This is a genomic window from Silicimonas lutimaris (assembly GCF_047314965.1).
Classification (GTDB): domain Bacteria; phylum Pseudomonadota; class Alphaproteobacteria; order Rhodobacterales; family Rhodobacteraceae; genus JAVJUV01.
On record NZ_JBLBVK010000053.1, the window covers coordinates 119,046 to 145,838 of the forward strand.

24 protein-coding genes are annotated in these 26,793 nt (G+C 59.8%); 12 read left to right on the forward strand and 12 right to left on the reverse strand.

Going from position 1 to position 26,793, the window contains the following annotated elements:
• Window positions 1-4 precede the first annotated feature (4 nt).
• Complete coding sequence (locus ACKLNI_RS14675; RefSeq protein WP_413719827.1) at window positions 5-808, reverse strand: GNAT family N-acetyltransferase; 804 nt, start codon at window positions 806-808, stop codon at window positions 5-7.
• Window positions 809-921: 113 nt separating this feature from the next.
• Here ACKLNI_RS14675 and prfB point away from each other — a divergent pair, with 113 nt between their 5' ends.
• Entirely contained in the window at window positions 922-2,049 is a 1,128-nt protein-coding gene (prfB, locus tag ACKLNI_RS14680; protein WP_413719828.1) for a peptide chain release factor 2, read from the forward strand.
• 104 nt (window positions 2,050-2,153) lie between these two features.
• Here prfB and ACKLNI_RS14685 read toward each other — a convergent pair whose 3' ends face one another.
• From ACKLNI_RS14685 to ACKLNI_RS14700, 4 genes are all read right to left on the reverse strand, one after another.
• A complete protein-coding gene (locus ACKLNI_RS14685) occupies window positions 2,154-2,318 on the reverse strand; it encodes a zinc ribbon-containing protein (protein ID WP_413719829.1) in 165 nt (54 codons plus the stop codon).
• Window positions 2,319-2,487: 169 nt separating this feature from the next.
• Window positions 2,488-5,016, reverse strand: a complete 2,529-nt coding sequence (locus tag ACKLNI_RS14690) for a penicillin-binding protein 1A (protein ID WP_413719830.1) — start codon at window positions 5,014-5,016, stop codon at window positions 2,488-2,490.
• 103 nt (window positions 5,017-5,119) lie between these two features.
• Window positions 5,120-6,304, reverse strand: a complete 1,185-nt coding sequence (locus ACKLNI_RS14695; RefSeq protein ID WP_413719831.1) for an N-acetylmuramoyl-L-alanine amidase family protein — start codon at window positions 6,302-6,304, stop codon at window positions 5,120-5,122.
• Window positions 6,305-6,372: 68 nt separating this feature from the next.
• Entirely contained in the window at window positions 6,373-7,533 is a 1,161-nt protein-coding gene (locus ACKLNI_RS14700; protein WP_413719832.1) for a pyridoxal phosphate-dependent aminotransferase, read from the reverse strand.
• Window positions 7,534-7,679: 146 nt separating this feature from the next.
• On the opposite strand from ACKLNI_RS14700, the gene ACKLNI_RS14705 reads away from it, so the two are divergent.
• Window positions 7,680-8,435 (forward strand): DsbA family protein, encoded by a 756-nt coding sequence (locus ACKLNI_RS14705; RefSeq protein WP_413719833.1) that lies wholly within the window; start codon window positions 7,680-7,682, stop codon window positions 8,433-8,435.
• An 80-nt stretch (window positions 8,436-8,515) separates the two neighbouring features.
• On the opposite strand, the gene ispG is transcribed toward ACKLNI_RS14705, so the two are convergent.
• The 4 genes from ispG to ACKLNI_RS14725 form a co-directional block, all read right to left on the reverse strand.
• Complete coding sequence (gene ispG, locus ACKLNI_RS14710) at window positions 8,516-9,643, reverse strand: flavodoxin-dependent (E)-4-hydroxy-3-methylbut-2-enyl-diphosphate synthase (protein ID WP_413719834.1); 1,128 nt, start codon at window positions 9,641-9,643, stop codon at window positions 8,516-8,518.
• Between the two features lie 70 nt (window positions 9,644-9,713).
• Window positions 9,714-11,018 carry a helix-turn-helix domain-containing protein gene (locus tag ACKLNI_RS14715; RefSeq protein ID WP_413719835.1) on the reverse strand — a complete coding sequence of 435 codons (1,305 nt, stop codon included), beginning with the start codon at window positions 11,016-11,018 and terminating at the stop codon, window positions 9,714-9,716.
• A gap of 118 nt (window positions 11,019-11,136) precedes the next feature.
• Window positions 11,137-12,360: a 5-aminolevulinate synthase gene (gene hemA, locus ACKLNI_RS14720; RefSeq protein ID WP_413719836.1), complete on the reverse strand. Its 1,224-nt coding sequence runs from the start codon at window positions 12,358-12,360 to the stop codon at window positions 11,137-11,139.
• 92 nt (window positions 12,361-12,452) lie between these two features.
• Window positions 12,453-13,022 carry a hypothetical protein gene (locus ACKLNI_RS14725; protein WP_413719837.1) on the reverse strand — a complete coding sequence of 190 codons (570 nt, stop codon included), beginning with the start codon at window positions 13,020-13,022 and terminating at the stop codon, window positions 12,453-12,455.
• A gap of 113 nt (window positions 13,023-13,135) precedes the next feature.
• Between ACKLNI_RS14725 and ACKLNI_RS14730 the strand changes: the two genes are divergently transcribed.
• The 9 genes from ACKLNI_RS14730 to ACKLNI_RS14770 all read left to right on the forward strand — a co-directional run bounded on the left by ACKLNI_RS14730 (window position 13,136) and on the right by ACKLNI_RS14770 (window position 23,190).
• Window positions 13,136-14,512, forward strand: a complete 1,377-nt coding sequence (locus ACKLNI_RS14730) for a M20/M25/M40 family metallo-hydrolase (RefSeq protein WP_413719838.1) — start codon at window positions 13,136-13,138, stop codon at window positions 14,510-14,512.
• A gap of 529 nt (window positions 14,513-15,041) precedes the next feature.
• Window positions 15,042-15,782: an ATP-binding cassette domain-containing protein gene (locus ACKLNI_RS14735; protein WP_413719839.1), complete on the forward strand. Its 741-nt coding sequence runs from the start codon at window positions 15,042-15,044 to the stop codon at window positions 15,780-15,782.
• On the forward strand, window positions 15,772-16,875 hold the full coding sequence (locus ACKLNI_RS14740; RefSeq protein WP_413719840.1) for an ABC transporter permease: 1,104 nt from the start codon (window positions 15,772-15,774) through the stop codon (window positions 16,873-16,875). The genes ACKLNI_RS14735 and ACKLNI_RS14740 overlap by 11 nt, the downstream gene beginning before the upstream one ends.
• A gap of 49 nt (window positions 16,876-16,924) precedes the next feature.
• Window positions 16,925-17,923: a substrate-binding domain-containing protein gene (locus ACKLNI_RS14745; RefSeq protein ID WP_413719841.1), complete on the forward strand. Its 999-nt coding sequence runs from the start codon at window positions 16,925-16,927 to the stop codon at window positions 17,921-17,923.
• Between the two features lie 67 nt (window positions 17,924-17,990).
• On the forward strand, window positions 17,991-18,746 hold the full coding sequence (locus ACKLNI_RS14750) for an SDR family NAD(P)-dependent oxidoreductase (protein ID WP_413719842.1): 756 nt from the start codon (window positions 17,991-17,993) through the stop codon (window positions 18,744-18,746).
• Window positions 18,747-18,757: 11 nt separating this feature from the next.
• Window positions 18,758-19,723 (forward strand): aldo/keto reductase, encoded by a 966-nt coding sequence (locus ACKLNI_RS14755; RefSeq protein WP_413719843.1) that lies wholly within the window; start codon window positions 18,758-18,760, stop codon window positions 19,721-19,723.
• Window positions 19,724-19,859: 136 nt separating this feature from the next.
• Window positions 19,860-20,795 (forward strand): DnaJ C-terminal domain-containing protein, encoded by a 936-nt coding sequence (locus tag ACKLNI_RS14760; RefSeq protein WP_413719844.1) that lies wholly within the window; start codon window positions 19,860-19,862, stop codon window positions 20,793-20,795.
• The gene (locus ACKLNI_RS14765; RefSeq protein WP_413719845.1) at window positions 20,792-21,145 is read left to right on the forward strand and encodes a MerR family transcriptional regulator; all 354 of its coding nucleotides are present in this window, start codon (window positions 20,792-20,794) and stop codon (window positions 21,143-21,145) included. Before ACKLNI_RS14760 ends, ACKLNI_RS14765 begins: the two co-directional genes overlap by 4 nt.
• A 119-nt stretch (window positions 21,146-21,264) precedes the next feature.
• Window positions 21,265-23,190 (forward strand): AAA family ATPase, encoded by a 1,926-nt coding sequence (locus ACKLNI_RS14770; protein WP_413719846.1) that lies wholly within the window; start codon window positions 21,265-21,267, stop codon window positions 23,188-23,190.
• Between the two features lie 80 nt (window positions 23,191-23,270).
• On the opposite strand, the gene ACKLNI_RS14775 is transcribed toward ACKLNI_RS14770, so the two are convergent.
• Window positions 23,271-23,771 (reverse strand): hypothetical protein, encoded by a 501-nt coding sequence (locus ACKLNI_RS14775; RefSeq protein ID WP_413719847.1) that lies wholly within the window; start codon window positions 23,769-23,771, stop codon window positions 23,271-23,273.
• Window positions 23,772-24,230: 459 nt separating this feature from the next.
• Between ACKLNI_RS14775 and ACKLNI_RS14780 the strand changes: the two genes are divergently transcribed.
• Complete coding sequence (locus ACKLNI_RS14780) at window positions 24,231-24,974, forward strand: hypothetical protein (protein WP_413719848.1); 744 nt, start codon at window positions 24,231-24,233, stop codon at window positions 24,972-24,974.
• A 13-nt stretch (window positions 24,975-24,987) separates the two neighbouring features.
• Here ACKLNI_RS14780 and ACKLNI_RS14785 read toward each other — a convergent pair whose 3' ends face one another.
• Both ACKLNI_RS14785 and ACKLNI_RS14790 read right to left on the reverse strand, forming a co-directional pair.
• Window positions 24,988-26,553, reverse strand: a complete 1,566-nt coding sequence (locus ACKLNI_RS14785) for a formylglycine-generating enzyme family protein (protein WP_413719849.1) — start codon at window positions 26,551-26,553, stop codon at window positions 24,988-24,990.
• A gap of 103 nt (window positions 26,554-26,656) precedes the next feature.
• Window positions 26,657-26,785: an integrase core domain-containing protein gene (locus tag ACKLNI_RS14790; protein ID WP_413716991.1), complete on the reverse strand. Its 129-nt coding sequence runs from the start codon at window positions 26,783-26,785 to the stop codon at window positions 26,657-26,659.
• Window positions 26,786-26,793: the final 8 nt, after the last annotated feature.

Sequence of the window (26,793 nt, forward strand, 5' to 3'; positions counted from 1 at the left end):
CAGATCACTTCGTAATCCTCGCATCCCTGAACGCATCCGGGTCCATCCCAATGATGATCAGGTAGTCCGACCTGACAACGCCCAGTTTCTCGCAAAGCCGCTCGGACGGGATATTGTCGTCCCGAATGCCGGTCGAGAACTTTCCGATACCCGTCTTCTCGTGCATCGCGATCATGGCCTTCGCGCCAAGGACAAGCGCGATCTTTTCGCCCCTGCGGTCTGGATGTGTCGCCAGCATGCCCCAGAAACAGGTGTCCGCCATGATGCTGTCGGGATGAAAATTGGCGAAGGACGCCGCACACCCGACCGGGCGCCCGCTGCCGCGCTCTCGTGCAACCAGTGCCACGCCCCGACGCGCCTGGCCACGAAGGACGGTGTCTGGCGGCGGCAGTACATCCGCCATCAGGGCAATTTCGGCGAAGGCCTCGACATCACCGTCAGCGCTGTCGGGCGCAAGGAAACTCACGTCCAGATCATCCGGCAAACGGAAATCACGCAGCACCCTACGCGCCTTCTCGACCGACGTGTCATCAGCGGATACGGAGAATCCGAAGACATCGGAACGCAAACCGCGGGTTTCCAGCGCGGCCCTGAATTGATGCTCCAGTTCTCGCCTTACCCTATACCCCGCGGTCGCACCCTGAAGCCGCACAAGCGACTCGAACGTGTCGAGCTCAGAGAGGCTGAAATCCACCAGGGTCACGTTCCGTCCGTACCAGGCAAAGCGCGGGTCATCCTGGACAAGCGCAAAGAGGTTCGCGCCCCTCTGCCCCATGGCCTGCTGATCCGCACTTCCAAAAAACCGCATCTCCGCCTCCCCCCAGATGTCTGAAAGTGTAAACCGGAGACCGCCGTCGCTTGAAGCCTCTTCGTGCGGTTGCTATCAGCATCCGACGATAACCCAGCCATCCGGAGGCCCCCATGCGCGCCGAGACCGAAAACACGGTCGCCGCCATCGAAAAGTCACTCGATCTGCTTGCCCAGCGGATGGATTGGCAGACGGCTGAGCACCGGCTGGAAGAATTCAACGTCATGGTCGAGAATCCCAATCTTTGGGACGATCCCGAGAAGGCGCAAAAACTGATGCGCGAGCGGCAGATGCTGGTCGATGCCATGGACCGCTACCGCTCGATGAAGCAGGAACTGTCGGACAATATCGAACTGATCGAACTTGGCGAGATGGAGGACGACAAGGATGTCGTCACCGAGGCCGAGGCTGCGATCAGGAAACTGAAAGACCGCGCGGCCCAGGCCGAGATCGAGGCGCTTCTGGATGGCGAAGCCGACGGCAACGACACGTTCCTCGAAATCAACTCGGGTGCCGGCGGTACCGAAAGCTGCGACTGGGCCTCGATGCTGGCGCGTATGTATGTCCGCTGGGCCGAAAAGCACGGCTACAAAGTTGAACTTCAGTCTCAAAGCCCTGGCGAAGAAGCCGGCATCAAGTCGGCCGCCTACAAGATATCCGGTCCCAACGCCTATGGATGGCTGAAGTCTGAATCGGGCGTGCACCGTCTCGTGCGCATCTCGCCCTATGACAGCGCCGCACGCCGCCATACGTCCTTCTCCTCGGTCTGGGTCTATCCCGTTGTCGACGATAATATCGAGATCGAGGTGGCGCCCAACGACATCCGCATCGACACCTACCGCTCGTCAGGTGCGGGCGGTCAGCACGTCAACACCACGGACTCCGCCGTCCGGATCACGCATATCCCGACCGGGATCGTCGTGACCTCATCGGAAAAGTCTCAGCACCAGAACCGCGACATCGCCATGAAGGCGCTGAAATCGCGGCTTTACCAGATGGAACTCGACCGCCGGAACGCGGCCATAAACGAGGCGCACGAGAACAAGGGCGATGCGGGTTGGGGAAACCAGATTCGGTCCTACGTCCTCCAGCCCTACCAGATGGTTAAAGACCTTCGTACGGGCTACGAGACGTCCGACACGCAAGGTGTGCTCGACGGCGATCTCGACGGGCTGATGGCCGCGACACTGGCGATGGGCGTCTCGGGCATGAAACGCGGCGAGGCGCAGGCCGAGGACTGATTTCCGTTCTCACGCAGGTTGTTCCGGGATCTCGAAAGACTCCGGAAACATTTCTTTGAGAAAACGACTTTGGAACACCAGGCGCTTTCCGTCCCGGCAGGACCTCAGACCGAGCAGGTCATGTCCTGTCCACAGCACATCGGCGACTTCACCTTGCCATGTCCATCAGGGCATTCGGAAATGTGGACCGACGTGCCATCAGGCTTCGTGAGCGTGGAATGCTGCAGTTCCTTGCCGCATTTGCCGCAGGTCATGGTTCCGATGCTCATTCCGCATTTTTCGCAAACGTAACTTGCCATTACCCTCTCCCATGTTGTCCAGGAATTTATGCCATATAATCATTCACTTGTGCCATCACGGCACCCGCCTTGGCAAGCGAAACCTCAGACAGTCGTCCGCAGCGGAATTCAACATGCGCCGCCTGCCGATCAGAAGGCACTAATACAAGCCGCCCGACGAGATTTCGCCAACCGTCGCCTGCTGCGGTATGGTCACCTGCTCACCCTGGGAGTTCGTTACCGTGCGATCCGCCCGGCCAAGCTCGGTGTCGGTGAACAGGGGAAGGTTCGCACCCATAGCGAAACCGCCGTCGAAGGTGATCCCGAAAACCGGTTCCTCACCTTCGCGGAAGTATTCCGCCACCACGTAGTCGCCGACGGCATCGTCCGGCAGCCGTGCTCCGGTGAACCGGTCGATCTTGATGAAGCGCCCTCCCGGCGGAATGGCAAACCGTCCCGCACCGTACTTCTCCACCGCCTTCTGCATGAATTTCTGGAATACCGGGGCGCACATCGCGCCACCCGATGCGCCTCGCCCAAGCGGTTCCGGCAGATCGTAACCGATATAGCATCCGGCAGCGATATTCGAGGTGAAGCCCACGAACCAGACATCGCGGGCATCGTTCGTCGTGCCGGTCTTGCCCGCCGTCGGCACACCAAGGTTCACGGCCCCGGCCGCCGTGCCACGCTCCACCACGCCGCGCATCATCGACGTCAGTTGGTACGCCGTGATCGGGTTCATCACCTGCCTGCTGGTCGAAACGATGTCGGGCAATTCACCTGCCGAAAGCTGACGGATATCGCAGTCGACACAGTCGCGCTGATCATGGCGATAGATCGTCGTGCCCCAGCGGTCCTGCACCCTGTCGACCAGCGTAGGCTCGACCAGCCGTCCGCCGTTGGCAAACATCGCATAGGCCGAAACCATGCGGAACAATGTCGTTTCCTGGGATCCCAGTGAGTTCGCAAGGAAGGGCTCCATCCGATCGTAGACGCCAAATCTCTGGGCATAGCTCGCAACCGTGGTCATGCCGACCTCTTCCGCAAGTCGCACGGTCATCAGGTTCCGCGAGCGCTCGATTCCCGTGCGCAGCGGTGTCGGACCATAGAACTGGTTCGAGGCGTTTTTCGGCCGCCAGACACGGCCACCCCCGACATCAACCTCGATCGGAGCGTCGATGATGATGGTCGCCGGCGAAAAGCCGGAATCCAGAGCGGCGGCATAGACGAAAGGCTTGAAGGACGATCCGGGCTGGCGTTGCGCTTGCGTGGCACGGTTGAATACCGAATCCTGATAGCTGAAGCCACCCTGCATCGCCAGAACACGTCCGTTGTGCACGTCCATGGCCATGAACCCGCCTTGCACCTTCGGAACCTGGCGCAGCGAGAAGACCGGATCGCTTGCAGAGCCGCCTTCGTGGCGAACGTGGATCACGTCCCCCACCTTCAGTATGTCCGAAGGCACGCGCGCGCCCCGGATCCATTTCAGGTCGCCCGGAACGATCCAGTGACCATCGTCGCCATCCAGCCAATCCTCGACACCGATCCGCGCCCTGTCTCCTTCGATCGACAGGACCACGGCCGGGTACCAGTCCCCGACATCGCGCACCGCCTCCGCGCCTTCCAGCGCCAGACGCCAGCGCGCAACACCGTCTTCCTCACCGACAAGCGCATCCGGCTCCAGCGAGACCTTCACGCCGTGCCACTCGCCCTGCTCCCGGTCATACTCTTCCAGCGCCTCCTGAAGCGCCGCCGCGGCAATGGACTGCATGTCGGGATCGATGGTCGCGCGCACGGTCAGGCCGGCGCTGCGGAACCCTTCGTCACCGAAATCACGCGAGAGCTGACGCCGGATTTCATCGGTGAAGTAATCGCGCGGCGGCAGTTGTTCGCGAAACGCCTCGTAGTCGCCGGCCTGCACGGTCAGCAAGGGCGCGACGCGCGCCGTTTCGAACTCCTGATCCGTCAGGAACGCGTTCTGCCACATCTCCCGCAGCACGAAATTCCGGCGCGTCACCGCGCGTTCTTCCTGCAGGACAGGATGATATGTCGACGGCGCCTTGGGCAGCGCCGCAAGGTAGGCCGCTTCCTGAGGCTCAAGTTCACTCAGGGTCTTGTTGAAATACACCTGCGCCGCAGCAGCGACCCCATAAGCATTCTGACCAAGGAAGATCTCGTTCAGATAAATCTCCAGGATCTTCTCCCGGTCCAGCGAAGAGACCATCCGCGTTGCAAGAATGATCTCTTTCAGCTTTCGGTCGATCGTCCGTTCGCCACCAAGAAACGAGATCTTTGCGACCTGCTGCGGAATCGTCGACGCCCCCCGCACCGACGCGCCGCGCGACTGCACGGCCTCATAGGCGGCCGCCGCAATACCCCGCAGATCGAACCCCTGATGCTCGTAGAAGTTCTTGTCCTCAGCCGATATGAACGCCTGCTTGACCAGAGCGGGAATCTCGTCTGCCGGGGCGTAAAGCCTGCGCTCCTCGGCAAATTCGTCGATGATGCGCCCTTCGGGCGAGTAGATCCGACTGATCGTCGCCGGTTGATAGTTTACCAGCGTCTCGTGGTCCGGCAGGTCCTGACCATAGACCCAGAAGACAGCGCCGATCGTCAAAGCGCCCATCACCAACCCAAGGGTCAGAACACTGAAGATCGCGCCGAAGAACGAGAGGATGAAACGGGTCAATGCAAAACCTTTCCGCCTAGGCGGTCAATATAGTCATTGGTATCCGCAGGGTCAAAACCTCCTCTGCGTCAAATCGGCCATTTCCGGCCCGCAAAATCGCCGGTCACTCGTCAATGACTTCCGCCCGCAGGCGATCTTCGTCCTGCCATCGCAAAAGCGCCTCGGAAACAGCCATCGCGGCCTCGTCCTGCCAACCTGCCTTCGCAAGCCGTTCGCGGTCTTTGTCCGACGACAGGAAGCCCAACTCGATCAGCACCGAAGGTATCTCCGCAGACTTGAGAACCGAGAATGCGCCCACTCTTTCGGGACGCGAATTCACCTGCAGCCCGGAACTGCGGAATGCCTCGATCAGCATCCGCTGCAACGCGTGGCTTCGTGGTGATGTATCGCGCCGCGCAATGTGGAGCAGCGCCAGAGCCACGTCGTCTCCTGCCCCCGTCAGATCGACGCCCTTCAGAAGATCGTCCGGCGCATGACGGGTGGCGAGCAACTCGTCGGCTGTCTCCGCGGCCTCGTTTGGAAGGCGATATACAGTGATCCCGCTGGCTGACCCGTCTACGTCCTCAAGTGCGTCGGCATGAAGAGACAGGAAAACATCCGCGCCTGCGGATCTTGCCGTTGTCAGCCGCGCCTCCAGCGAAACGAACGCATCTTCTTCCCGCGTCAGGACCACGTCGAACCGCCCAGTACGCAAGAGCACTTCCTTCAGCCGACGCGCCGCGGCAAGCACAAGATCGGCCTCGATCAGGTCGACCGCCACCGCTCCGGGGTCGATGCCGCCGTGTCCCGGATCGATCGCCACCACCAGCCGCCTCTCCGACGCCTCTCTAGAACCAAAAATCTCTTTTGAATCAGATGGTTGGGCGTTCCTACGAAACTCCTCGGCCGTCGTTGGCAGCATTCTGACTTCCAGAAGCGCCGTCCCATCCTCTGCCGTGGCCATCTCGGCTGAAGCAACCGAAAGCGGTTCCCGCAAGAGAAGCGACAGGTCCGACCAGCCAGCCTCGGGCTTCGAGACCTGCACTTCTGCAACGCTCTGCGACGCGATACCGGGTAGTTCCGACCAGACCAGGTCCCCGAACCCGACGATAATCCGGGGAGGTCCATCGCTGGCCGCAACCCGCCACGGTACAGCCTGGGACAACGGAACGGTCAACACCACTGTTCCGCCAGCATCGACGATCTCGGCACCTTCCGGACCTAGCTGGGCCAGGGCGGCAGGTGGCGTTTGCGCCTGTGCGGAAACGGCAAACAAAGCCGCAGCTGCTGCGGCTCGCAGGAAACGCATGAAAATGCCCATAGCCTCTGATTATCGTTTTTCAGGAGATTACCCCGAAACGGCAATTCAAGAAACAGCTATTCGCCTTTCGGGGAAAAGCCCTTCATCTTCATGAACCTCTTCAACCGCTCCAGCCCTTCTGCGATGTCTTCGCTCGAACGAGCGTAGGAAAAGCGGATCGTCGCATGTCCCCTGCCCTTGTCGAAGTCGAGACCCGGCGTGACCGCCACCCCGGCCTCGGCCAGGATTTCGGCAGCGAAGGCGCGACTGTCGTCCGTGAAGTCCGAGACATCCGCATAGATATAGAATGCGCCATCCGGCGGCGCGATCCGGTCGAAACCCGCGACAGGCAGTTCCTTCAGCATCATCTCGCGGTTCTTCGCATAGACCGCGACATTGGCCTCGAGCTCATCTCCGCACTCCATCGCCGCCAGCGCCGCGACCTGGCTCGCATGCGGCGGACAGATGAACAGGTTCTGCGCCAGGCGTTCGACAGCACGCACATGATCTTCCGGCACCACCATCCAACCAACGCGCCAGCCCGTCATCGAATAGTACTTGGAGAAGGAATTGATGACATAGGCCTCATCCGTGATCTCCAGGGCGCTGACCGGCCTGAACCCGTAATCCAGTCCGTGGTAGATCTCGTCGGACACAAACGATGCCCCACGCCCGGACGCCGCTCCGATCAGCGCCCCCAACGCCGTCCGGTCCAGCATCGTCCCGGACGGATTGGCAGGCGATGCCACGATCAGTCCCTGAATGTCGTCCGGCAGGTTTCCCGGAACAGGTTGATAACGGTCCTCCACCCGCGTCTCGATATCCACGGGCACGAGGTCCAGAGCCGAAAGAATCTGACGATAGGAGGGATAGCCCGGCGCACCCAGCGCCACTCTGTCGCCCACGTCGAACAGCGCCGTGAAGGCAAGGATGAACCCGCCCGAGGAACCTGAAGTAATCACCACCCGGTCGGGTGACAGATCGACTCCGTGGCGCTCGCCGTAAAGCCGGGCGATCCGCTGACGCAATGCCGGAAGCCCGAGGGCGACCGTGTACCCCAGAGACCCCGCCTCCATGGCCTGCACCAAAGCGCGCCGCGCCCCTTCCGGCGCAGGCGTTCCGGGCTGCCCCACCTCCATATGGATGACAGGCCGCCCCTCCGCCTCGGCCCGCGCTGCCGCCTCCATCACATCCATGACGATGAACGGATCAACCTCGGATCGACGGGACAGGCGCATGGGAAACTCTCCGGCTTTGACCTCTTCTCACTGCCAACCACGGGATGTGGCGTCAATGGCAGGCAGGTTTACAATTCTTGGTGAAGGCCTAGGTTTCGCCGCAGAAACCTGTCATCCTCCCCCTGCTTGATTTTCTGGAGACCGATATGCTGCGTTCCACCCTGTCCGCGCTCACGATGGCCGCGACCATGACCACCTCGGCACTCGCGTTCGACATCGACCAGATGTCCGACAACGAGCGGGCGATTTTCCGCAGCGAAATCCGCGACTATCTCATGGAAAACCCCGAAGTCCTGATGGAGGCGATCCAGGTGCTCGAGCAGCGCCGCGCGGAACAGGCCATCGAACAGGAAAAACAGGTTCTTGCAGCAAACCATGACGCCATCTTCGACGATGGCTACAGCTTTGTCGGCGGCAACCCGGATGGCGATGTCACAATGGTCGAATTCCTCGACTATCGCTGCGGTTTCTGCAAACGCGCCTTCCCGGCGGTCGAGGAACTGATCGCCTCGGACGGGAACATCCGCTTTGTGGTCAAGGAATTCCCGATCCTTGGTGAGGCCTCCACCCTTGCGTCGCGGTACGCCATCGCCACCAAGATGCTGGCCGGTGACGAGGTCTATAAGCAACTCCATGACAAGCTGATGACCTGGAACGGCGACATCAACGAAGCTGCGCTCTCCCGCGTTTCAAGCGGGCTTGATCTCGACCACGAAGCGGTGCTGGCGAAGATGAACGACGACGATGTGACCGAGATCATCCAGAAGAACCGCGCGCTCGGAAATCTGCTTCAGATCCAGGGCACGCCGACCTTCATCGTGGGTGAGGCCTTCATCCGCGGCTTTGCCGAGCTCGAGCAGATGCGCCAGATCGTCCGCCTCGTGCGCGACGAACAGGGCTGACCCGTACTCTTTCGCCAGCCCGTCAACATCTTCTTCTCGAAAATACTGCGGGGAGCGCGAGCAGCGGCTCCCCGGGTCCCTTATTCGGCCGCCTGCGCCGCGCTCGCAGCCTCGATCTCGGCAGCCTTCGTCTCGACCTGCTCCACGATGTGGTCGATCATCTGGTCATTCGACATCTTGTGGCTTTGCTTGCCGGCCAGATAAACCATGCCCGACCCCGCGCCGCCGCCAGTGAAACCGACATCCGTCATCAGCGCCTCGCCCGGCCCGTTCACGACACAGCCGATGATCGAGAGGCTCATCGGGGTCTTGATATGCTCCAGCCGCTTTTCCAGCGCCTCGACGGTCTTGATCACGTCGAAGCCCTGACGCGCGCAGGAGGGACAAGAGATGATGTTCACCCCACGGTGCCGCAGACCCAGAGATTTCAGGATCTCGTAACCGACGCGCACCTCCTCGACCGGGTCGGCCGAGAGTGAAACTCGGATCGTATCCCCGATCCCCATCCACAAGAGATTTCCCAGACCGATCGCCGATTTCACCGTTCCGGCATTCAGGCTGCCGGCCTCGGTGATGCCAAGGTGGATAGGCGCATCCGTCGCCTCCGCCAAAGCCTGATAGGCGGCAGCGGCAAGAAACACGTCGGATGCCTTGCAGCTGATCTTGAACTCGTGGAAATCGTTGTCCTGAAGAATCTTGATGTGATCCAGCCCGCTTTCGACCATCGCATCGGGGCACGGCTCGCCATATTTCTCCAGCAGGTCCTTCTCAAGCGATCCCGCGTTCACACCGATCCGGATCGAGCAGCCGTGATCCTTGGCCGCCTTGATCACCTCGCGGACCCGCTCCTCGGAACCGATATTGCCGGGATTGATGCGAAGACAGGCCGCGCCTGCCTCGGCGGCTTCGATGGCGCGTTTGTAGTGGAAATGGATATCCGCCACGATCGGAACCGGGCTTTCGCGCACGATCTCGCGCAACGCTCGGGTCGAGTCCTCGTCCGGCGTCGAGACCCGAACGATGTCGGCCCCCGCCTCTGCCGCCGCCAGAACCTGCGCGACCGTGGCCTTAACGTCAGTCGTGTCGGTATTGGTCATCGTCTGCACGCTGATCGGCGCATCGCCCCCAACGGGAACAGAACCGACGTGAATCTTGCGGGACGTGCGGCGGTAGATGTTCCGCCAGGGGCGTACATGGTTCAGGGACATGAAAGGGCGACCTTCGTAGATTTCCCACCCTAGATAAGCCAGCCTGCCACGGCTGGCAATCAAGGCTGCGTTACTGGCCGCTGTTGGCCTGCGCGACGTCCACGAAACGCTTAAGATCGGTGTCGCGATCGACGTCGGCCACCTTGTAGACCCCCATAAGCGCATCCGGAGCAAGGACGACATCCTTGACCACTTCCGGCCCCGCGCCGGCCGGACCATAAGTCTGACCGTTTACGGCGAAGTAGAGCGAACTGGCATTCCCCGCGCGCAATGTCGCGGGTTCTTCCGTCAAGGGCACCTCGAAGGTCTCGCCGGCGTCGAGGATCTTCTCGAAGACAACCGTTCCGTCAGCCGCGCGCACACGCACCCAGGACGGTCGCACCGCAAGTAGCGAAACGCTCGGGGCCGCGTCGCTGACGACCTGAACTGGCGGCAGCAGATTATCGGTATCAAGTCGCGCAACCTCCAGATCGCCGTCAATGGCCCCGGCCGGAACGCTAAACGGCAAATTGTCGGGACGCGGGGCGCGGGACGCGACGAGGCTCTCCTCGCGGGACGGCGCCAGAGCACCGATAGTGTCCGGATCGATCGCCGAGATCGGGCCATCGCGGGCCACAAGTACGGGAACGTCCAATGCTTCCGGGCGATACAGCCTGTCGAACCGGTCTGTCGTCGGCGCAATGACTTCCGCCGTCTCCACACCGCCTGTCTCTAGGCTTGAAGGTGTCGTCGCAGGAGCCAGCGGGTCCAGTTCGGCCAGTACCTCTGGCGTCTGGTCGACCGGCGTGAGACGCACTTTCTGCACCTCTTGCAGAACCGACCACCCCCCGTATCCTATACCGGCTAGCAGAACCAGCAACACGGCGATGGAGCCTATAGCTCGCGGCTCGAACCCCGAAAACGCCGCTTCGCCCTTCGGCAGATAGCTGACCGACGGCTCGGTGAACGGGTCGCGCAGGTGGGCGGGCTTGGCGGATGCGCCGGGCACCTTTGTTCCCGGCGACTTCCGAGCCTGTTTCGTCGGTTGCGACACGCGGCGGACAGAGGCATCCGCAGACATTCCATGCGCAACAGTGAAATTGCCTTCCTCGCAGAACGTCTTGAATGCCCATTCTGGGTCCAGTCCCAGATACCGCGCATAGGACCGCACGTAACCGGCGATGAAGCCCGGCGTGTCGAACGCCGATGGATCGGTGTTCTCGATCGCGGAAATATAGGTGGCCTTGATCTTCAGCTCGCGCTGCACATCGAGAAGCGACTTCCCCATGGTGGCGCGCTCGCCGCGCATGATGTCGCCAAGCAAAAGATCGAAGTCGTCGAAACCCTTCAGTTTCGGCTTCTCTTGCCCGTTCGACGTCTCAGGACGTCCACTCATGTGTCCTGCCCCATGTCACTCACCGCTGTCCCCGGCACGGAACCTACAGCAGAATCGGTTCCGAACATATTGTGCCAATAATTAACACAGACCTATCCGCTGGTCACTTGTGGATAACTTAGGCGGACAGTTCGGCGCGATTGAGCGCACAATGGGACCAAAGCTTGTCCATCGCCTGCACCAAAGCGTCAATTTCCTTGGGCCCGTGAACCGGCGACGGCGTGAACCTCAAACGCTCGGTTCCGCGCGGGACAGTCGGAAAATTGATTGGCTGCACATAGATCCCGAACTGTTCCAGAAGCATATCCGACAGCTTCTTCGTATGGATCGGATCGCCCACGATTACAGGCACGATATGGCTGCCATGATCGATGATCGGCAGCCCCAGCGCCTTCAGCCGCATCTTCAGGATTTTCGCCTGCATCTGGTGCCGGTCGCGGATCGACTGGTCTTCCTTCAGCACGCTGATCGACGCCGAGGCACCGGCCGCCACAACCGGAGGAAGCGACGTCGTGAAGATGAAACCAGGCGCGTAAGACCTTATCGCATCACACATTTTCGCGCTAGCCGCGATATAGCCGCCATGCACCCCAAAGGCTTTGCCCAATGTCCCGTTGATAATGTCGAGGCGGTCCATCAAACCGTCACGCTCTGCCACGCCGCCGCCCCTCGGGCCGTACATGCCAACTGCATGCACCTCATCCAGATAGGTCAGCGCGCCGAACTCGTCAGCCATATCGCAGATCTCCCGGATCGGACCGAAATCGCCATCCATCGAATAGATCGACTCGAAGGCGATGAGTTTCGGCGCGGCCGGATCGTCCGCCGCCAGCAACTCGCGCAGATGCGCCAGGTCGTTGTGCCGGAATATGCGCTTGGCTCCGCCGTTGCGGCGGATCCCCTCGATCATCGAGGCATGGTTCAGTTCATCGGAATAGATGATCAATCCCGGAAAAAGCTTCGGCAGCGTCGAGAGAGCGGCATCGTTGGCGATGTAGGCGCTGGTGAAGAGCAAGGCCGATTCTTTTCCGTGAAGGTCGGCCAGTTCGGCCTCCAGCCGCTTGTGGTAGACGGTTGTGCCGCTGATGTTGCGCGTGCCGCCCGAACCGGCGCCCGTTGCCTCAAGCGCCTCGTGCATGGCCGCAAGAACGTCCGGGTGCTGTCCCATTCCAAGATAATCGTTTCCGCACCAGACGGTTACAGGCCGCTCCGTACCGTCCGTACGACGCCAGATAGCATGGGGAAACTGCCCCTTCTTGCGTTCGATATCAATAAACGTGCGATAACGGCCTTCGTCGTGAAGGCGCTGAATGGCGTCATCAAGCTTGCCGGAATAATCCACCAATCTCTCCTTGGAACTTTTCCGGGGGCTTCTATGGCACAGTAACACCGGAAAACAGTGAACAAAATGCCGCGCGCTCGGAGTGGCGCGGATCAATCCCTGATGACGACCTCGCAATCCGCCGCGCCGCAAGCCGAAATCGCCGCTGCGTCGTTGGCTCCGGTTCCGAATGCCCCCGTCGACCGGGAAATGGCGAAAACCTTGGGTGACGGGGCGCGCCGGAAGGTCTTGTCGAACGCAGCGGTAGCATCGAGGGACAACGTCAGCGGGCGGGGGCTATACCGCTTCGGAACGATCACGGCAGCAACCGCACAGGGCGGCGTGCCGGCCGACCGCAGGGGCGCACAGGCCGCGGTCGCAGCTGCACGGGCAGCGTCGACACTGTGGAAATTCATGGCGGCCTGCAGCGATTCGTGAACCAGGCCATCTCCGGGCGACCAGGCGATGGCCGCATAGTAACGAACCGGCTGCCGCAACTGCTCGGCCATCAGAGGCACGATAGCCTTCACCGTGGCGGCGTCCTTCTTCGAAAGCCCATCCGCCAAAACGACCTCATATCCCTTCAGCGAAAGCAGCGTCTTGCGCGCTTCCTTCGTATCCAAAACTTGCGCCGCAGCAGGCAAAGCCAGTGCAAGCATGAAAAGAACCATCACCCAACGCATTTCGCCCTCCCTGACATTTCGGCATAACCTAGCCGATACAATCAGTTTGACCACCCACTCTGGACGCCCGCGCCGCACCTGATAACGTCTGGCCGAATACAAACGGAGCCCAAATGTCACTCGACGCCATTCTCGCCCGCATCGACGCAGAACTCGAAACGTCCCTTGACCGCCTGATGACCTTCCTGCGGATCCCGTCCATCTCCACCGATCCAGCGTACAAGGCCGATTGCCAGTCGGCAGCGGACTGGCTTGTCGCGGAGCTCGCTTCACTGGGTGTGGAAGCGGAGGCACGTCCGACACCCGGCCATCCTATGGTGGTCGGGCACGTGGGCGAAGGCAGCCCCCATGTCCTTTTCTATGGCCACTACGACGTGCAACCTGTCGATCCGCTGAACCTCTGGAACACCCCGCCCTTCGAGCCCGTCATCCAGGATACGCCGAACGGCAAGGTGATCCGGGGCCGCGGCACAGCCGACGACAAGGGCCAGCTCATGACGTTCGTCGAGGCTTGCCGCGCATGGAAGGCCGTCACGGGAGAATGGCCATGCCGCGTCACCTTCCTTTTCGAAGGGGAAGAGGAAACCGGTTCTCCGTCGCTCATCCCCTTCCTTGAAGCGAACAAAGAGGAACTCAGTCAGCCCGACATCGCGCTGATCTGCGACACCTCGCGTTTTGACAAGGACACGCCGGCCATCGTGACGTCGCTGCGAGGCCTCGTGGGCGAGGGCATTGTCATCACCGGCCCCGACCGCGACCTGCACTCGGGCTATTACGGTGGTGCCGCGATCAACCCGGCCCGCGTGCTTGCCCGCATCATCGCCGCCCTGCACGACGACGAGGGCCGCGTCACGGTGCCGGGTTTCTACGATGGGGTCCCTGAACTGACCGACGAGATCCGTGCGCAGTGGGATGCCCTTGGCTTCGACGCCGAAGACTTCCTCGCCGCCGTCGGACTATCCGTGCCCGCCGGCGAAACCGGGCGCAGCGTTCTCGAACAGGTCTGGTCGCGCCCGACTTGCGAAGTCAACGGGATGTCGTCGGGCTATACCGGTGACGGCTTCAAGACGGTGCTGCCATCCCAGGCTTCGGCCAAGATCAGTTTCCGTCTGGTCGGAACCCAGGACCCTCTGGCAATCCGCGAGAGTTTCCGCAAAATGGTTACCGAAATGCTGCCAGCCGACTGCAAGGTCGCGTTCCACGATCACAGCGCCTCACCCGCCAGCGTCATGTCCACCAAGAACCCGGTTTTCGAGGCCGCCCGGACGGCGCTCTCCGATGAATGGCCGCGCGAAGCGGCGTTTATCGGCGGCGGCGGTTCGATCCCGATCGCCGGCCACTTCAAGGAGATTCTCGGGCTCGATTCCATGCTGATCGGCTTTGGTCTGGACGACGACGCGCTGCATTCACCGAACGAGAAGTATGACCTCGAGAGCTTCCACAAGGGCACGCGCAGCTGGGCCCGTGTTCTGGACGCGATCTCACGCTGACAGCCGCACCTTCGGTGCAATGACGCGACGCTGGTCAAATCTCTGACCGGCGTCGCCGCGCTCTGCATGAGCCCAGCGCGCCTCGTTAGGCCAATCCAGACCGACAGCTTGCCATACGTTTTGCATACGTTTTGCCGACGGAGTGCAGAACCAAAAAAAAATCAAATAGATTCAGATAGAAATACGCCGCCCGGACTCGCCCACGCAGGACATCTTCACTGAAGCACGTCCCGCAATCATCTGCTGAAGACGGTCTACAAATGACCACTCCGCCCGAACGAGACGAAGGACGCGGCGTTTCGGCTGGCGGACGACTGCAATTCCCTGCAACGAAAATTGCAGATCCCCGGCATGTTGAAAAAAAAGTGCAAGATATCGATTCCGCCAATTGACGGAAGGACATTTCTTGCTGCACCATGTCTCTAACACTCCGCCAAAATGCGAGAATCCGGGCAATGCCGGCATGGCGGGAAGGGAGGCCTATGACACGCACGGTTCGTTCCGTGGCCACTTTGGCTTTGGTCGGCAAATGAGTTTGCTTGCACTCTCCTCTGTCACGAAAAGCTTTGGTGCGATCCACGCGCTTCAAGGTGTCGATCTGTCCATTGACCCCGGCGAAGCGGTCGGTCTCATGGGCGATAACGGCGCGGGCAAATCAACGCTCGTCAAGATCATCGCCGGAAACTTTCCTCCCACTACCGGTCGCATCGAAGTCGAAGGACGCGAGGTGCATTTCACCCGCCCCGTCGACGCCCGAAAAGCCGGGATCGAGGTGGTGTACCAGGATCTTGCTCTGGCCGACAACCTGACGGCCGCCGAGAACGTCTTCCTCGGGCGGGAGTTGAAGAAAGGCTGGGGCCCCTTCGCCACGCTCGACAAACAGGCGATGATCGACCGCTCTGCCCAGCTTTTCGAAGAACTGAAATCCGAAACGCGCCCACGGGACCTTGTCCAGAAGATGTCGGGCGGTCAGCGCCAGGCCGTTGCCATCGCGCGCACCCGGCTCTCCGATCCGAAACTCGTGCTGATGGACGAACCAACCGCTGCAATCTCGGTGCGTCAGGTCGCGGAGGTTCTGAACCTGATTAAACGTTTGAAAGCAACCGGTCATGCCGTGATCCTCATCTCGCACCGGATGCCTGACGTGTTCGAAGTGTGCGATCGGATTGCAGTGCTTCGCCGTGGGTCCAAGGTCGCCGACAAAAAGACTGTCGATACCTCGCCTGAAGAAATCACCGGACTGATCACAGGAGCGATCGATGCCGCCTGATAGCGCGAAGAGTGCCGGCCAGGTAGACATCAGCGATGTCACCGGGATTGAAGAACGCACAATCCTTCAACGAATTCTGTCCAGCCAACCGTTTTGGGTGACAGTTGCCCTGATCGTGATTTCCGTTGTTATCGGACTGTACCAGCCCAGCTTCTTCACCGCTCAGAACATGGCCAACATCACGCGGAATTTCGCGATTTTTGGCATCATGGCGCTTGGTATGACCTGCGTCATCATCACTGCGGGGATCGATCTTTCCGTCGGATCGATCATGGGTCTGGTCGCGATCGTGGCAGGTCTCTACCTGACGTGGGAATACCCGTGGTACGTGGCGTTCTTCATGGGCACCATGGCAGGCCTCGCCTGCGGAGCCGTTAACGGCTTCCTGATCGCCTATGTCGGGATGTCACCATTCGTGGTTACACTGGGTATGATGTCGATTGCGCGCTCGCTGGCGGTGGTCATCTCGGGCAACCAGATGCTCTACCAATTCGGCCCGGACGCGCCGATCGTCAAGGCGATCGGACAGGCCAAGTTTCCGCCAAATGTCGAAGGCGACTTCTGGCCTGACTGGATTCCTGCCTTCTCTTCGCATTTCTGGGTCATGATCTTCATGGCGCTCTGCGTCGGCTACGTCTTCAAGTACCGCGCCTGGGGACGGCATCTTTTCGCCATCGGGGGCAACGAACAGGCCGCGCGCCTGACCGGCGTGAACGTCAAGTTCATCAAGTTCCAGGCCTATGTCTTCTCCGCCTTCACCGCTACTGTCTCATCGCTTTTGATCCTCGGTTATACGGGCTCTGCGATCAACGCGCTTGGTCAAACCTACGAACTGCGCGTGATCGCAGCGACGGTTATCGGCGGAGCGAACCTGCTGGGCGGCTACGGCACGGCATACGGCGCAATTGTCGGCGCGGCGCTTCTGGAAGTCATACGAAACGCGCTTTTGATGGCGGGGATCGACTCGAACTGGCAAGGCGCCTTTGTCGGCCTGTTCATCATCCTCGCGGTCTTCATCGGTCTGCAGACGGAAGGTGGCCGCAGCTATCTGGCGCAACTTAGGGATACGGTTCTGCCAAGGCGGAACCGTTAAAAACGCCGCTCATTTTCTGCCGGGCGGCACAACATTGGGAGGATAAGCTGTGAAAAAGCTTTTGATAACATCGGCACTCGCCATCTCGGCGCTTTCGGTCGGCTCGACCGCTTTCGCCCAGGATATCTTCGCACTAGTGCCGAAGAACATGAACAACCCGTTCTTCGATCAGGCCCGCGACGGCTGCAAGAAAGCGGAAGCCGAGGCGAACGGTGCCTTCGTCTGCGAATATATCGGACCGGGCGAGCACGGCGGCGGTGACGAGCAGGTTCAGATCGTGATGGACCTTATCGCGCGCGGCAACGTGAAGGGCCTCGGCGTGTCCCCATCGAACGCCGCCGCCATGGCGGTTGCGGCACAGGCAGCGAAAGATGCCGGCATCCCCTTCATCACCTGGGACTCGGATCTTCTCGATCCGTCGCTCCGTACGGCCTACATCGGCACGCACAACTACGAAATCGGCGTGAACCTCGCCAAGCTCGCCATGCAGATCAAGCCGAACGGCGGCACGGTCTGCATCCAGTCCGGCGGCGCCGCGGCGGCCAACCACAACGAGCGTATGCAGGGTATCCGCGACACGCTCGGCAACATGTCCGGCACCACCTCGCCGGGTGAGCGTCTGACCGGCCAGAACGGCTGGACCGAAGCAGACGGCTGCCCGCTCTACACCGACGACGACTTCCCGCGTTCGGTACAGCAGTTCGAGGACTTCATGGCCGCCAACCCGGACGTGGACGCCTTCCTGCCGACAGGCGGCTTCCCGCAGTTCGTGCCTGACGCGAACCGCGCCGCGGTCGAGCCCTACAAGGACAAGATCGCCGATGGCAGCCTCGCCCTCGTCGTGGCCGACACGCTTCCGGTACAGATCGACCAGATGCGCGAAGGATATTCGGCCGGTCAGGTCGGACAGCGTCCGTTCGAGATGGGCTACCGCGTGATGCAGGCCTTCGCACAGATGGCTGCTGGCGGCGAGCCTCCGGCAGACCCGACCTACACGGGCCTTGACGTCTGCACGCCCGAAACCGCCGACACCTGCATCGCGCAGTAAGGCTATCTTCAAAACAGACGGCGGCGCGACCTTTGCGCCGCCGTTTCCAATTCCGAAAGGACCTGCGATGCCCGATTTCGCCACTTACCCCAGCCTGAAAGGCAAAACCGTGTTCATGACCGGCGGCGCTTCGGGCATCGGGGCCGAGATCGTGAAAGCTTTCACAGCACAAGGCGCAGGTGTCGGCTTCCTGGACATCGACGCCGACGGAGCGGCGGCCATGAAATCCGCCACTGAAGGCACCGTGGACTACGAAATCTGCGACCTTCGTGACATCGACGCGATGAAGGCGGGCTTTGCCGCTCTGAAATCCCGCCTCGGATCGGCCAACATACTGGTCAACAACGCCGCCCGCGACGACCGCCACGACTGGACCGAAGTCACGCCCGACTACTGGGACGAACGCCAGGCCACGAACCTTCGGCACATGTTTTTCGCGATCCAGACCCTCGCGCCCGACATGATTGCCGCTGGAGGCGGCTCAATCGTCAACATGGGTTCGAACTCCTGGTGGGAAGCCGGTGGCGGATTTCCGGCCTACGCAACCGCCAAGGCTGCGGTCCACGGGCTGACACGCACCATGGCCCGCGACCTTGGGCGGCACCGCATCCGCGTCAATACCGTTGTCCCCGGCTGGATCATGACCGAACGGCAGAAGACCCTCTGGGCCACGCCGGAGGCGCTTGAGAAACATCGTCAACGACAGTGCCTGCCTGATTTGATCGACCCGGTCTATGTCGCCCGGATGGTGGTCTTCCTGGCCTCCGACGACGCGGCCATGTGCACCGCGAACAACTACATGGTCGAGGCTGGCTCGATCTGAGAGAGGATGAAATGGAAAAGCGCAGGATCGGAGAAACTGGTGTCGAAGTGACGCCCATCATGTTCGGAACGTCCGGACTTGGCAGCATGCCCGATACCTATGGCTATTCGGTGGACGAAGACCGCGCTCTTTCCACGATCCGGGCCATCTTCGACGGGCCGGTGAACTGCCTCGACACGTCGAACAACTACGGCTTCGGCGAGAGTGAACGGCGCATCGGAGCCGTCATTCGCGAACGCGGCGGCCTGCCGCCCGGTTTTGCCATATCAACCAAGCTCGACCGCGATATGGAGACCCGGCATTTCACGGCGTCCCGTGCGCGCCGTTCGTTGGAGGAAAGCCTGCAGCGATTGGGCGTCGACAAGATTCAACTGCTTCATCTCCATGACCCAGAGCACTGCGTCGATCTGAAAGAGATCACCGGAAAGGGCGGTGCGCTGGAAGAAATGGTGAAGATGAAGGAAGAAGGTCTCGCCGACGCCATCGGTCTTGCCATGGGCAAAGTCGACATGATGTTCGACATCCTGAAGCAAGGCTGGCCATTTGATACGATCATCAACCACAATCGCTATACGCTTCTGAACAGGAATGCGGACGAGATGTTCACATGGGCGCATGAAAAAGGCATCGCGGTGTTCAATGCCGCGCCTTACGCGTCAGGAGTGCTGGCAAAGGGCTCCGACAAGATGCCGCTCATTGCCTATGTGCCTGCAAGCGAAGCAGATCTGGAGCCGGTGCGCGCGATCGAGGCAGCCTGTTCTCGGCACGGAATAGCAACCGGTCCCGCGGCCCTGCAATTCTCCATGCAAGACCCGCGCATCGCCTCTACAGTGGTTGGGGTTACCAAGCCCGAACGGGTGGCCGAGACGATAGCCTGGGCGGAAGCGAGGATCTCGGACGAAGCTTGGGAGGAATTGAACGCCCTGCCCTTCGCGACCGACGATCCGGAAGAAAACCGGGACTACAAGCCCGGCTGATCTGCTCGCGCTTATTTTGGTGCTCCGGCACCGGGGGTGAATTTACAAGACCATCCGATCCGGACCGCTTGACCTCGGTCAATGCAACCTGCGGCCGCCTTCGCAACAATGCCCCTCAAACGATGGAGAGGCTTCATTGAGCGACGATCCATACAAGATTCTGGGCGTCTCAAAAACCGCAACGCAGGATGAGATCAAAAAGGCCTATCGCAAGCTTGCGAAAGCCCTCCACCCGGATTTGCATCCCGGCGACACCGGGAAGGAAGCTGAATTCCAGGCAGTCTCGGCCGCCTATGATCTGCTTGGTGATCCCGAAAAGCGGAAGCGTTTCGATGCCGGTGAAATCGACGCGAGCGGCCACGAAAGGCCGGAGAGACGCTTCTATCGCCAGTATGCCGGACAAGACGCCGGCAGCCGCTATGACCCAGAAATGGGGCCGCAGGATTATGCGGACGCGTCCGAGTTCTTGTCCGATCTCTTCGGACGACGCTATCGCAGTGGCGGCGGGGACTTCCGGCAAGCATTTCATGCCCGTGGAAACGATACGCGCTACAATCTCGAGGTCGATTTCATGGACGCCGCGCGCGGCGCAAGAAAACGCGTGACGATGCCTGACGGCAATGCAATCGAGATCTCGATTCCACCGGGCGTGAATCATGGCCAGACACTTCGCCTTCGCGGCAAAGGCGGCCCCGGGCTTGGAGAAGGCCCTGCCGGTGACGCACTGATCACCATCGGAGTGAAACCGCACCCGGTCTTCAAACGTGACGGGTATGATATAGACATGGAACTGCCCATTACGCTCGACGAAGCGGTTCTTGGGGCAAAGGTCGACGTTCCAACGATCTCGGGGGCGGTTTCCCTCTCGATCCCCAAGGGCGCGTCTTCCGGGCGCCGCCTCAGACTGAAGGGAAAGGGAATATCGCGCACCAAGGGTCCGGCGGGCGATCAATATGTGCGTCTGAAAATCGTTCTCCCGGACAAGGTCGGAGTGGAGTTGGAGGAACTGGCGGAACGCTGGCGGAATCAGTCACACTTTGACCCACGGAAAAGCCTGTGGAGGCAAGAATGAGACTTGATGAGCGCAGCGTGGTCGCCGAAGTCAGACGGCTGACCCTTCGGGAGCTTCGTTTTTGGGTGCGCGAAGGGTGGGTCAGGCCTGCAAACGCCGAGACCGGGCCCATATTTGATGAGATTGATCTTGCCCGCATCCGACTGCTCTGTGACTTGCGCAAGGAGATGGCTCTGCCAACGGATGCGCTTCCCGTCGTACTTTCGCTGATCGACCGCCTCCACGAAACGCGCCGTGAACTCCGGCACCTTACCGAAGCTCTGGAAGAGCAACCCGAAACGGTACGTCGCTCAGTCATAGCCAGCTTTCGCGAGCGCCGTTCAGGCCGTGACCGCGAAAGCGATGGGTGATTTCTGGTAGGACGTGCTCCGAAAAACCTGATCCTTATCAAGGTCACGCAACAGCTTTGGCGTGAAATATGCTGCAATTGTTTGGGCTACAGCGTGTTCCCCAAGAAACCGGAGGTTCAATGGACGAGTTTGCCGAAAGCCGTGATCTGCCTTCGTGGTTCGACGAGGTAAGCGCTTCGCTTGCCTATTCGGACCATCTTGTTTTTTCCGGGAACATCGGCGACCTCTATCCGTCTCCGAAAGGGAACGGGGCGGGATTTCAAGCTTTTGAAGACACCCTCTGGGACCTGTTGAAGGCATCCGGTATTCGCGGCCTACTCCGATACGACGCCGTACAAGGTCTCGTCATCTCGAACGCTTCGAGCGACACCGAAAAAGCCTCTTTGCAGGCATCCTTCGATCCGCCCGGCAGACCTTGTACGCTCTCGGAACTCGCCGAGATCCACCATGCAGTCTCCACATTCGCGGAGTTCCGGATCGGACTGCTCGTCGACTACGCATCCCAGCTTTGCCAGGCGGATACTCGCACAGTGGAAGATTTCTTTGTCCGGGTCGACCTGAACTCGCGGACCCAAAGGCGGGATAACCCCCTCAGGAACGGAAACCCGACGATCTGGAAAGTCGATCATCCTGCCGACCTGCCCGACTGGTTCGTGCTTAACAATGCCACGCTACGCGAAATCCAGATCGAAAGACCCAATCTCGAAGATCGCTATGCCTTTGCACTGCACCTCGCCGAAGTTCATGAATGGCTCGGGAAATTGCCCGAAGAAGCGCAGGAAAGGCAACTTCAGCAATTCGCCCTGGAAAGCGACGGCAAGCCGCTGCTGGCGATGGATGCCATCGCCAAGGTGGCGCAGGCCGAAAACATGGGGCTGGCGCGGATTTCCGATGCAATTCGCGTGTTCCGGACGGGATCACGAAGAAACCCGTGGACGTCGCCGGTTCTGCGAAAGCGGATGCAGCAGGCACCGGAAGCCCTTCAGGCGAGGATCAAGGGGCAGCCGCACGCGATCGAGAAATCACTGGATATCCTTTCGCGGTCGATCCTGGGTTTGTCCGGCGCGCAATCCGGCGCGATGCATACTCGTCCGAGGGGCGCTCTTTTCTTTGTCGGCCCGACCGGAGTTGGCAAGACCGAGCTTGCGAAGTCGATCACGGAGCTACTTTTCGGCGACGAAACGCTATGCCACCGCTTCGACATGTCGGAATTCATGGAAGAAAGCTCGGTCTCGCGGCTCATCGGAGCGCCTCCGGGCCATGCCGACCACGAGAAAGGTGGCGAATTGATCAACGCCGCTCTCCGTCGACCTTTCAGCGTATTCCTGTTCGATGAGGTCGAGAAAGCACATCCCAGAGTTCTAGACCTTTTCCTTCAGATCCTGGACGAAGGCCGGCTTACCGACGCACGCGGCGCCACTGCTTACTTCTCAGAGGCTCTGATCATCTTCACCTCTAACATCGGCATTGCTCAGGGTTCGCGCGCAAGCAACATGGGCATGAACGTCCTGCCATCCGACACCCATTCCGAGGTCTCGCACAAGATCACGCGTGCGGTCGAAGAGCATTTCAGAGTCGAGTTGAAACGGCCGGAGCTTCTGAACAGGATCGGCCAGAACGTTGTTGTCTTCGACTTCCTCACACCAACCGGCATGTCCGCGATATTCGACGCTATTCTGAAACGCGCCATGTACACCATCGAGACCGAACAGAATGTTTCGATCACGTTCGATCCCCCGGCAATGACGGCGCTGAAACAGCTTTGTACGCAGGATTTTTTCGATGGCGGACGCGGCGTGGCAAACCGCATCGAAACGCATTTCATCAATCCCCTTGCCCGCCATCTGTTTTCGGCTTCGGGAGTGTCGGAGGTTCGCATCTCGGGGATCGAAGAGACCAATGGAAGAACGGTCCTTCGTCTTGAGGAACCGCAGGGCAATCAGGCACAACCAATGCCCCCGGCACAGCAGCCTCACCCTGAAACAAGAGTACGCCGTGTCTATCCATCCCAGGACCGTTGGCGCTCCAGATTCGAGACGCGCTAAATGACCGGCGGGACTGAAGATCTGGAAAAATCCGATCCCGCATCAGGTCCGGGCTTTCTGAAGGGAGCGGACAGGAGGCACTAGGGCGCGCGCTGAAAGCCGACCTGAGCGGCACCTCTCGTCTCTGGCTGCAACGTGTCGCAAACCGCCTTTCCGCCATCCGTTAGACGACAGGTGATTTCCCGTTGATGAATGTATCCACCATCATCACAAGAGAGGTTTCCCGGCTCCAAGATCTGCAAAACACCGCCTGAAAAGCCCGCCCGAACTGATCCTTCACAGGATACCCCATCGTCAGATCGCATTGTTTGCTCACCGTTGCCGCCGGAATCAAAACACATGCTCCATTCGCGATACGTACGAATTTGCCCGGTCGCGACATCCCTGCTCCGGTACGTTGCGTCAAGCGCCCAACATCCGAAAAGCATCGACAAATCACCATTCGCCCAACCCTCAGGCGTAAGAGGCGCATTCGGGTCTGGTGATGCTGCCACACATTGCAGCGCACCGATCTCCCGTTCAATCTCAAAGACCCGGCGCTCAAGTTCGCCTCGCTCTTGGGCGAGTGCCACGATCCGCATGTCGACCGTCCTATGTTTCTCGGAAACGCAGGACGACACGTGGCGAAGGAGTGGAAGATCAAGCGCACAGGCTTTCAGAAGAACGAGGCCGGAAAAAACTGTCATCCCGATCAGAACAAGACTTCCGAACCCAATCGTAAAAGCCAGCCCCCTAGGCATCACCAATGCAATTCACCTCGTCAATTCTAGCACAGCGTCACCGATTGGAGGTTTCTGGTCAATATGATGAACCTTCCAAATAATATCATTTTGACACTCGATTTCTGATGCTACGATGAATGCAACTCAAAGAACACAAAATCGATTATGTTCCGAAGATCATTCACTTCCTCGATTGCTGCAGTTGTTGCGCTATCTTTTTGTTGGACGGTAGATGCCCAACATCAGACCACCCGAATTCTTTGGTGGAATGGAATTCCCAATTTCGGATCCGAGTTGGTTTCCAAGCACCGTGAGGTGATGGCCGAGTATGTTGATCAGTACGGCGGAGGAAACATCTATGACGTTGAATATATTCAAAAAACGAACGGCGGCGATCTGGCGCGCCACTTGGCAGGCAAGAGCTTTGACATTCTTATCCTGGACCTGACAAACAGACGCGTTCGACTGAACCAATCGGACAAGAGCGCCATCCAACAGTTTTACAGCAATGGTCGAAATGCTCTGATGTTGGATGAGTCATTCGCAATTCGCAGCATTCGCCACAACCCTCGAACAGTTTTCCCAGGAACCGGAGGATCAAGTGCTGGGCTCTTGATAAATCAGATAAGTGCTCTTGCGAAAAATGGCGGCGGCATATTGATCGGAACAGATCACGACGCCTGGCAACCCAACGCAAATGCCGCGCTGTCGGCAATCCTGCCCAAAGCCCGCTTCACTGGGCTGACCAATCCTTCGACAAACGGAGACTTCCTTGCCGACGTGCTACTTGGCCAAGAGGTTGCGATCAAACCGCGGGACATCCTCAACCACTGGGAATCCGTTCCGAACCAAGGAGAAGCGCCTGTCGGCACCTTTGTCGACTTCCTGGGTCGCAACGTGACTCTGTACTCACTTGTAGAGATTGCCGACAAACCCGGCAGGGGTCGAAAACGCCCATACATCTCCGCCAACTTCGATCCCGGAACCAACAGAATTCCGGTGGATAGCGAAGACCTCACATTTGGGAACATTCCAACCCACAGGAGTGGGCCGATTGACTAGGCACGCGTGTTAATTACCTGATGGCCAGTCTAAGCAATTCGTTCGAATCCATATCAGGCATGGCAATGTAGGCCTCAAGATCCTGCCGAAACCTGTCCAGCACCTCAAGAAGTTGGGTCTGATCACGCGCAGTCAACTCCTTCGTCAACGTCTCGAGAGCGGTTTCACGCGTTTCTTCCTCGACCTCTTTCGCCAGAGTCTCGAGGGCCGACCTGTAGGATAGCAAAAACGTGTCCCGGCCTTGGCGCAAAGCTTCAACCCGCTCGACGTTAACCCGGAATATCTCCATCAGCCTTTCCCTCTCTTCGCCCCTGGCAATTGCTATCCGGTCTCTCAGGGGAAGCGAGTTGCGCAGCAAATCATCAATTTCAGAAGTGTCATCCGTAAGGGTATCTACGAACGCCGCACCGCTGAGGAATGTTGATTTGGCCGCCTCCAACAGCGAGCTTTCTGCGGACTCCCGCGCGACCCGGAATTCAAGCTGCAAACCGCTCAAAGCGTCCTGCCTTCGCGGATCGGTCTCCGCATCGAGCAGCGACGAAAGCGTGGCGAGAGGGTCGTTCTCAGTTCCGATGGGTCGATCGGCTTCAAGACGCCAGTTATCACTGATCTCTGTGTACCTGTCCTCGGATACAACGATGGCCGAGATCACGAGTCTGACCCCAAAAAACTCACCCGCCAAGGCTTCCCCGGTGAAGTCCGAGAAAAGTGGATATTCATTTCGTCGCGCCGTGTAGATCTGATCCTGCTCGAGGTCCACAGAGCCACCCCGCGTGACAAGTCCGCCCGGCTGACCGTGACTACGTCCCACTGCATTCATTCGAAACGGCTCAAGCATCAATTCTTCTGCATTGCCATAGACATCGTAGAGACCCAGGGGGTTGGGCTTGCGGCGCGCGCCCATGATGCTCAGTCCGGTGCGCCCCTGTCCCGGCGCAATGAACGCCGCGTATTCAGCAAGGTCGCCCTCGCTGAAAAAGCGACGCGCCGAGAAAACCGCAGGGTCGACCGCGACCCCTCCCCGCACGGCAAATTCCCATTCAGGTTCTGTCGGAAGGCGTAGAAATCCAAGCCGATCTCCTTCGCTTGGAAGCGCATCTTTGGCATTGGCCATCAGCCACTCAGTATAGAGCCGAGAAAGATCCACGGCCTCGAACCAGCTGACGCCGCCTTTTGCACGTCCTTCGGTAGGCTTGAACGGAACGGAACAGTCACCGCGTATCGCGCGGTACTGTGCCTCGTTCATCTCGTAGCGTGCGATGTAATAATAACTGACATCCCGGTCAGCGTCATCGAACGCGCCGCGTAGAAACACCGGCTTCAGATAGTCCGAGAAGGCCATATCGGCATTCGATTGCCCCATGCGGAATGCTCTGTCGGCCAAGGGCCGCGTGACGTCGACGGGGACATCGATCCGTTGGAACGCCATCGCGCCACCACAGTTCATCGGCAGCACGAGGTCTGCAGCAATCGCGGGATCACTGGCCGCGGGATCAATCAGATTCGCAGGCCATGAGGCCTCCTGTGCCTCGAGACCGGCAGCGCAGAGAGCCAAGCACAAAGTGAGCCACCTGATCATGTCGCCCCCTCCCGCAACACGATCGCCGGATCGACCCTTGCCGCGTTCCGGGCAGCAAAGCCTGATGCGAGAAGCACGAAACCGATCACAATCACCGAGATGTCTAGCCCCCTGTGTATGGGCCACTGATCAGGGGTTTCTCTAATAGGGTTTCAGGAACGGGCGGGCGCATGTTGAGTGCCTGATGCGGCCGGGTGTGATTGTACTGCCTGAGCCAGTGATTGATGACGATCTGAGCTT

Coding starts and splice junctions, on each gene's coding strand:
- ACKLNI_RS14675 (WP_413719827.1), bottom strand. CDS start 808: ATGCGGTTTTTTGGAAGTGCGGATCAGCAGGCCATGGGGCAGAGGGGC.
- prfB (WP_413719828.1), top strand. CDS start 922: ATGCGCGCCGAGACCGAAAACACGGTCGCCGCCATCGAAAAGTCACTC.
- ACKLNI_RS14685 (WP_413719829.1), bottom strand. CDS start 2,318: ATGAGCATCGGAACCATGACCTGCGGCAAATGCGGCAAGGAACTGCAG.
- ACKLNI_RS14695 (WP_413719831.1), bottom strand. CDS start 6,304: ATGCGTTTCCTGCGAGCCGCAGCAGCTGCGGCTTTGTTTGCCGTTTCC.
- ACKLNI_RS14700 (WP_413719832.1), bottom strand. CDS start 7,533: ATGCGCCTGTCCCGTCGATCCGAGGTTGATCCGTTCATCGTCATGGAT.
- ACKLNI_RS14705 (WP_413719833.1), top strand. CDS start 7,680: ATGCTGCGTTCCACCCTGTCCGCGCTCACGATGGCCGCGACCATGACC.
- ispG (WP_413719834.1), bottom strand. CDS start 9,643: ATGTCCCTGAACCATGTACGCCCCTGGCGGAACATCTACCGCCGCACG.
- ACKLNI_RS14715 (WP_413719835.1), bottom strand. CDS start 11,018: ATGAGTGGACGTCCTGAGACGTCGAACGGGCAAGAGAAGCCGAAACTG.
- ACKLNI_RS14725 (WP_413719837.1), bottom strand. CDS start 13,022: ATGCGTTGGGTGATGGTTCTTTTCATGCTTGCACTGGCTTTGCCTGCT.
- ACKLNI_RS14730 (WP_413719838.1), top strand. CDS start 13,136: ATGTCACTCGACGCCATTCTCGCCCGCATCGACGCAGAACTCGAAACG.
- ACKLNI_RS14735 (WP_413719839.1), top strand. CDS start 15,042: ATGAGTTTGCTTGCACTCTCCTCTGTCACGAAAAGCTTTGGTGCGATC.
- ACKLNI_RS14740 (WP_413719840.1), top strand. CDS start 15,772: ATGCCGCCTGATAGCGCGAAGAGTGCCGGCCAGGTAGACATCAGCGAT.
- ACKLNI_RS14750 (WP_413719842.1), top strand. CDS start 17,991: ATGCCCGATTTCGCCACTTACCCCAGCCTGAAAGGCAAAACCGTGTTC.
- ACKLNI_RS14755 (WP_413719843.1), top strand. CDS start 18,758: ATGGAAAAGCGCAGGATCGGAGAAACTGGTGTCGAAGTGACGCCCATC.
- ACKLNI_RS14765 (WP_413719845.1), top strand. CDS start 20,792: ATGAGACTTGATGAGCGCAGCGTGGTCGCCGAAGTCAGACGGCTGACC.
- ACKLNI_RS14770 (WP_413719846.1), top strand. CDS start 21,265: ATGGACGAGTTTGCCGAAAGCCGTGATCTGCCTTCGTGGTTCGACGAG.
- ACKLNI_RS14775 (WP_413719847.1), bottom strand. CDS start 23,771: ATGCGGATCGTGGCACTCGCCCAAGAGCGAGGCGAACTTGAGCGCCGG.
- ACKLNI_RS14780 (WP_413719848.1), top strand. CDS start 24,231: ATGGCCGAGTATGTTGATCAGTACGGCGGAGGAAACATCTATGACGTT.
- ACKLNI_RS14785 (WP_413719849.1), bottom strand. CDS start 26,553: ATGATCAGGTGGCTCACTTTGTGCTTGGCTCTCTGCGCTGCCGGTCTC.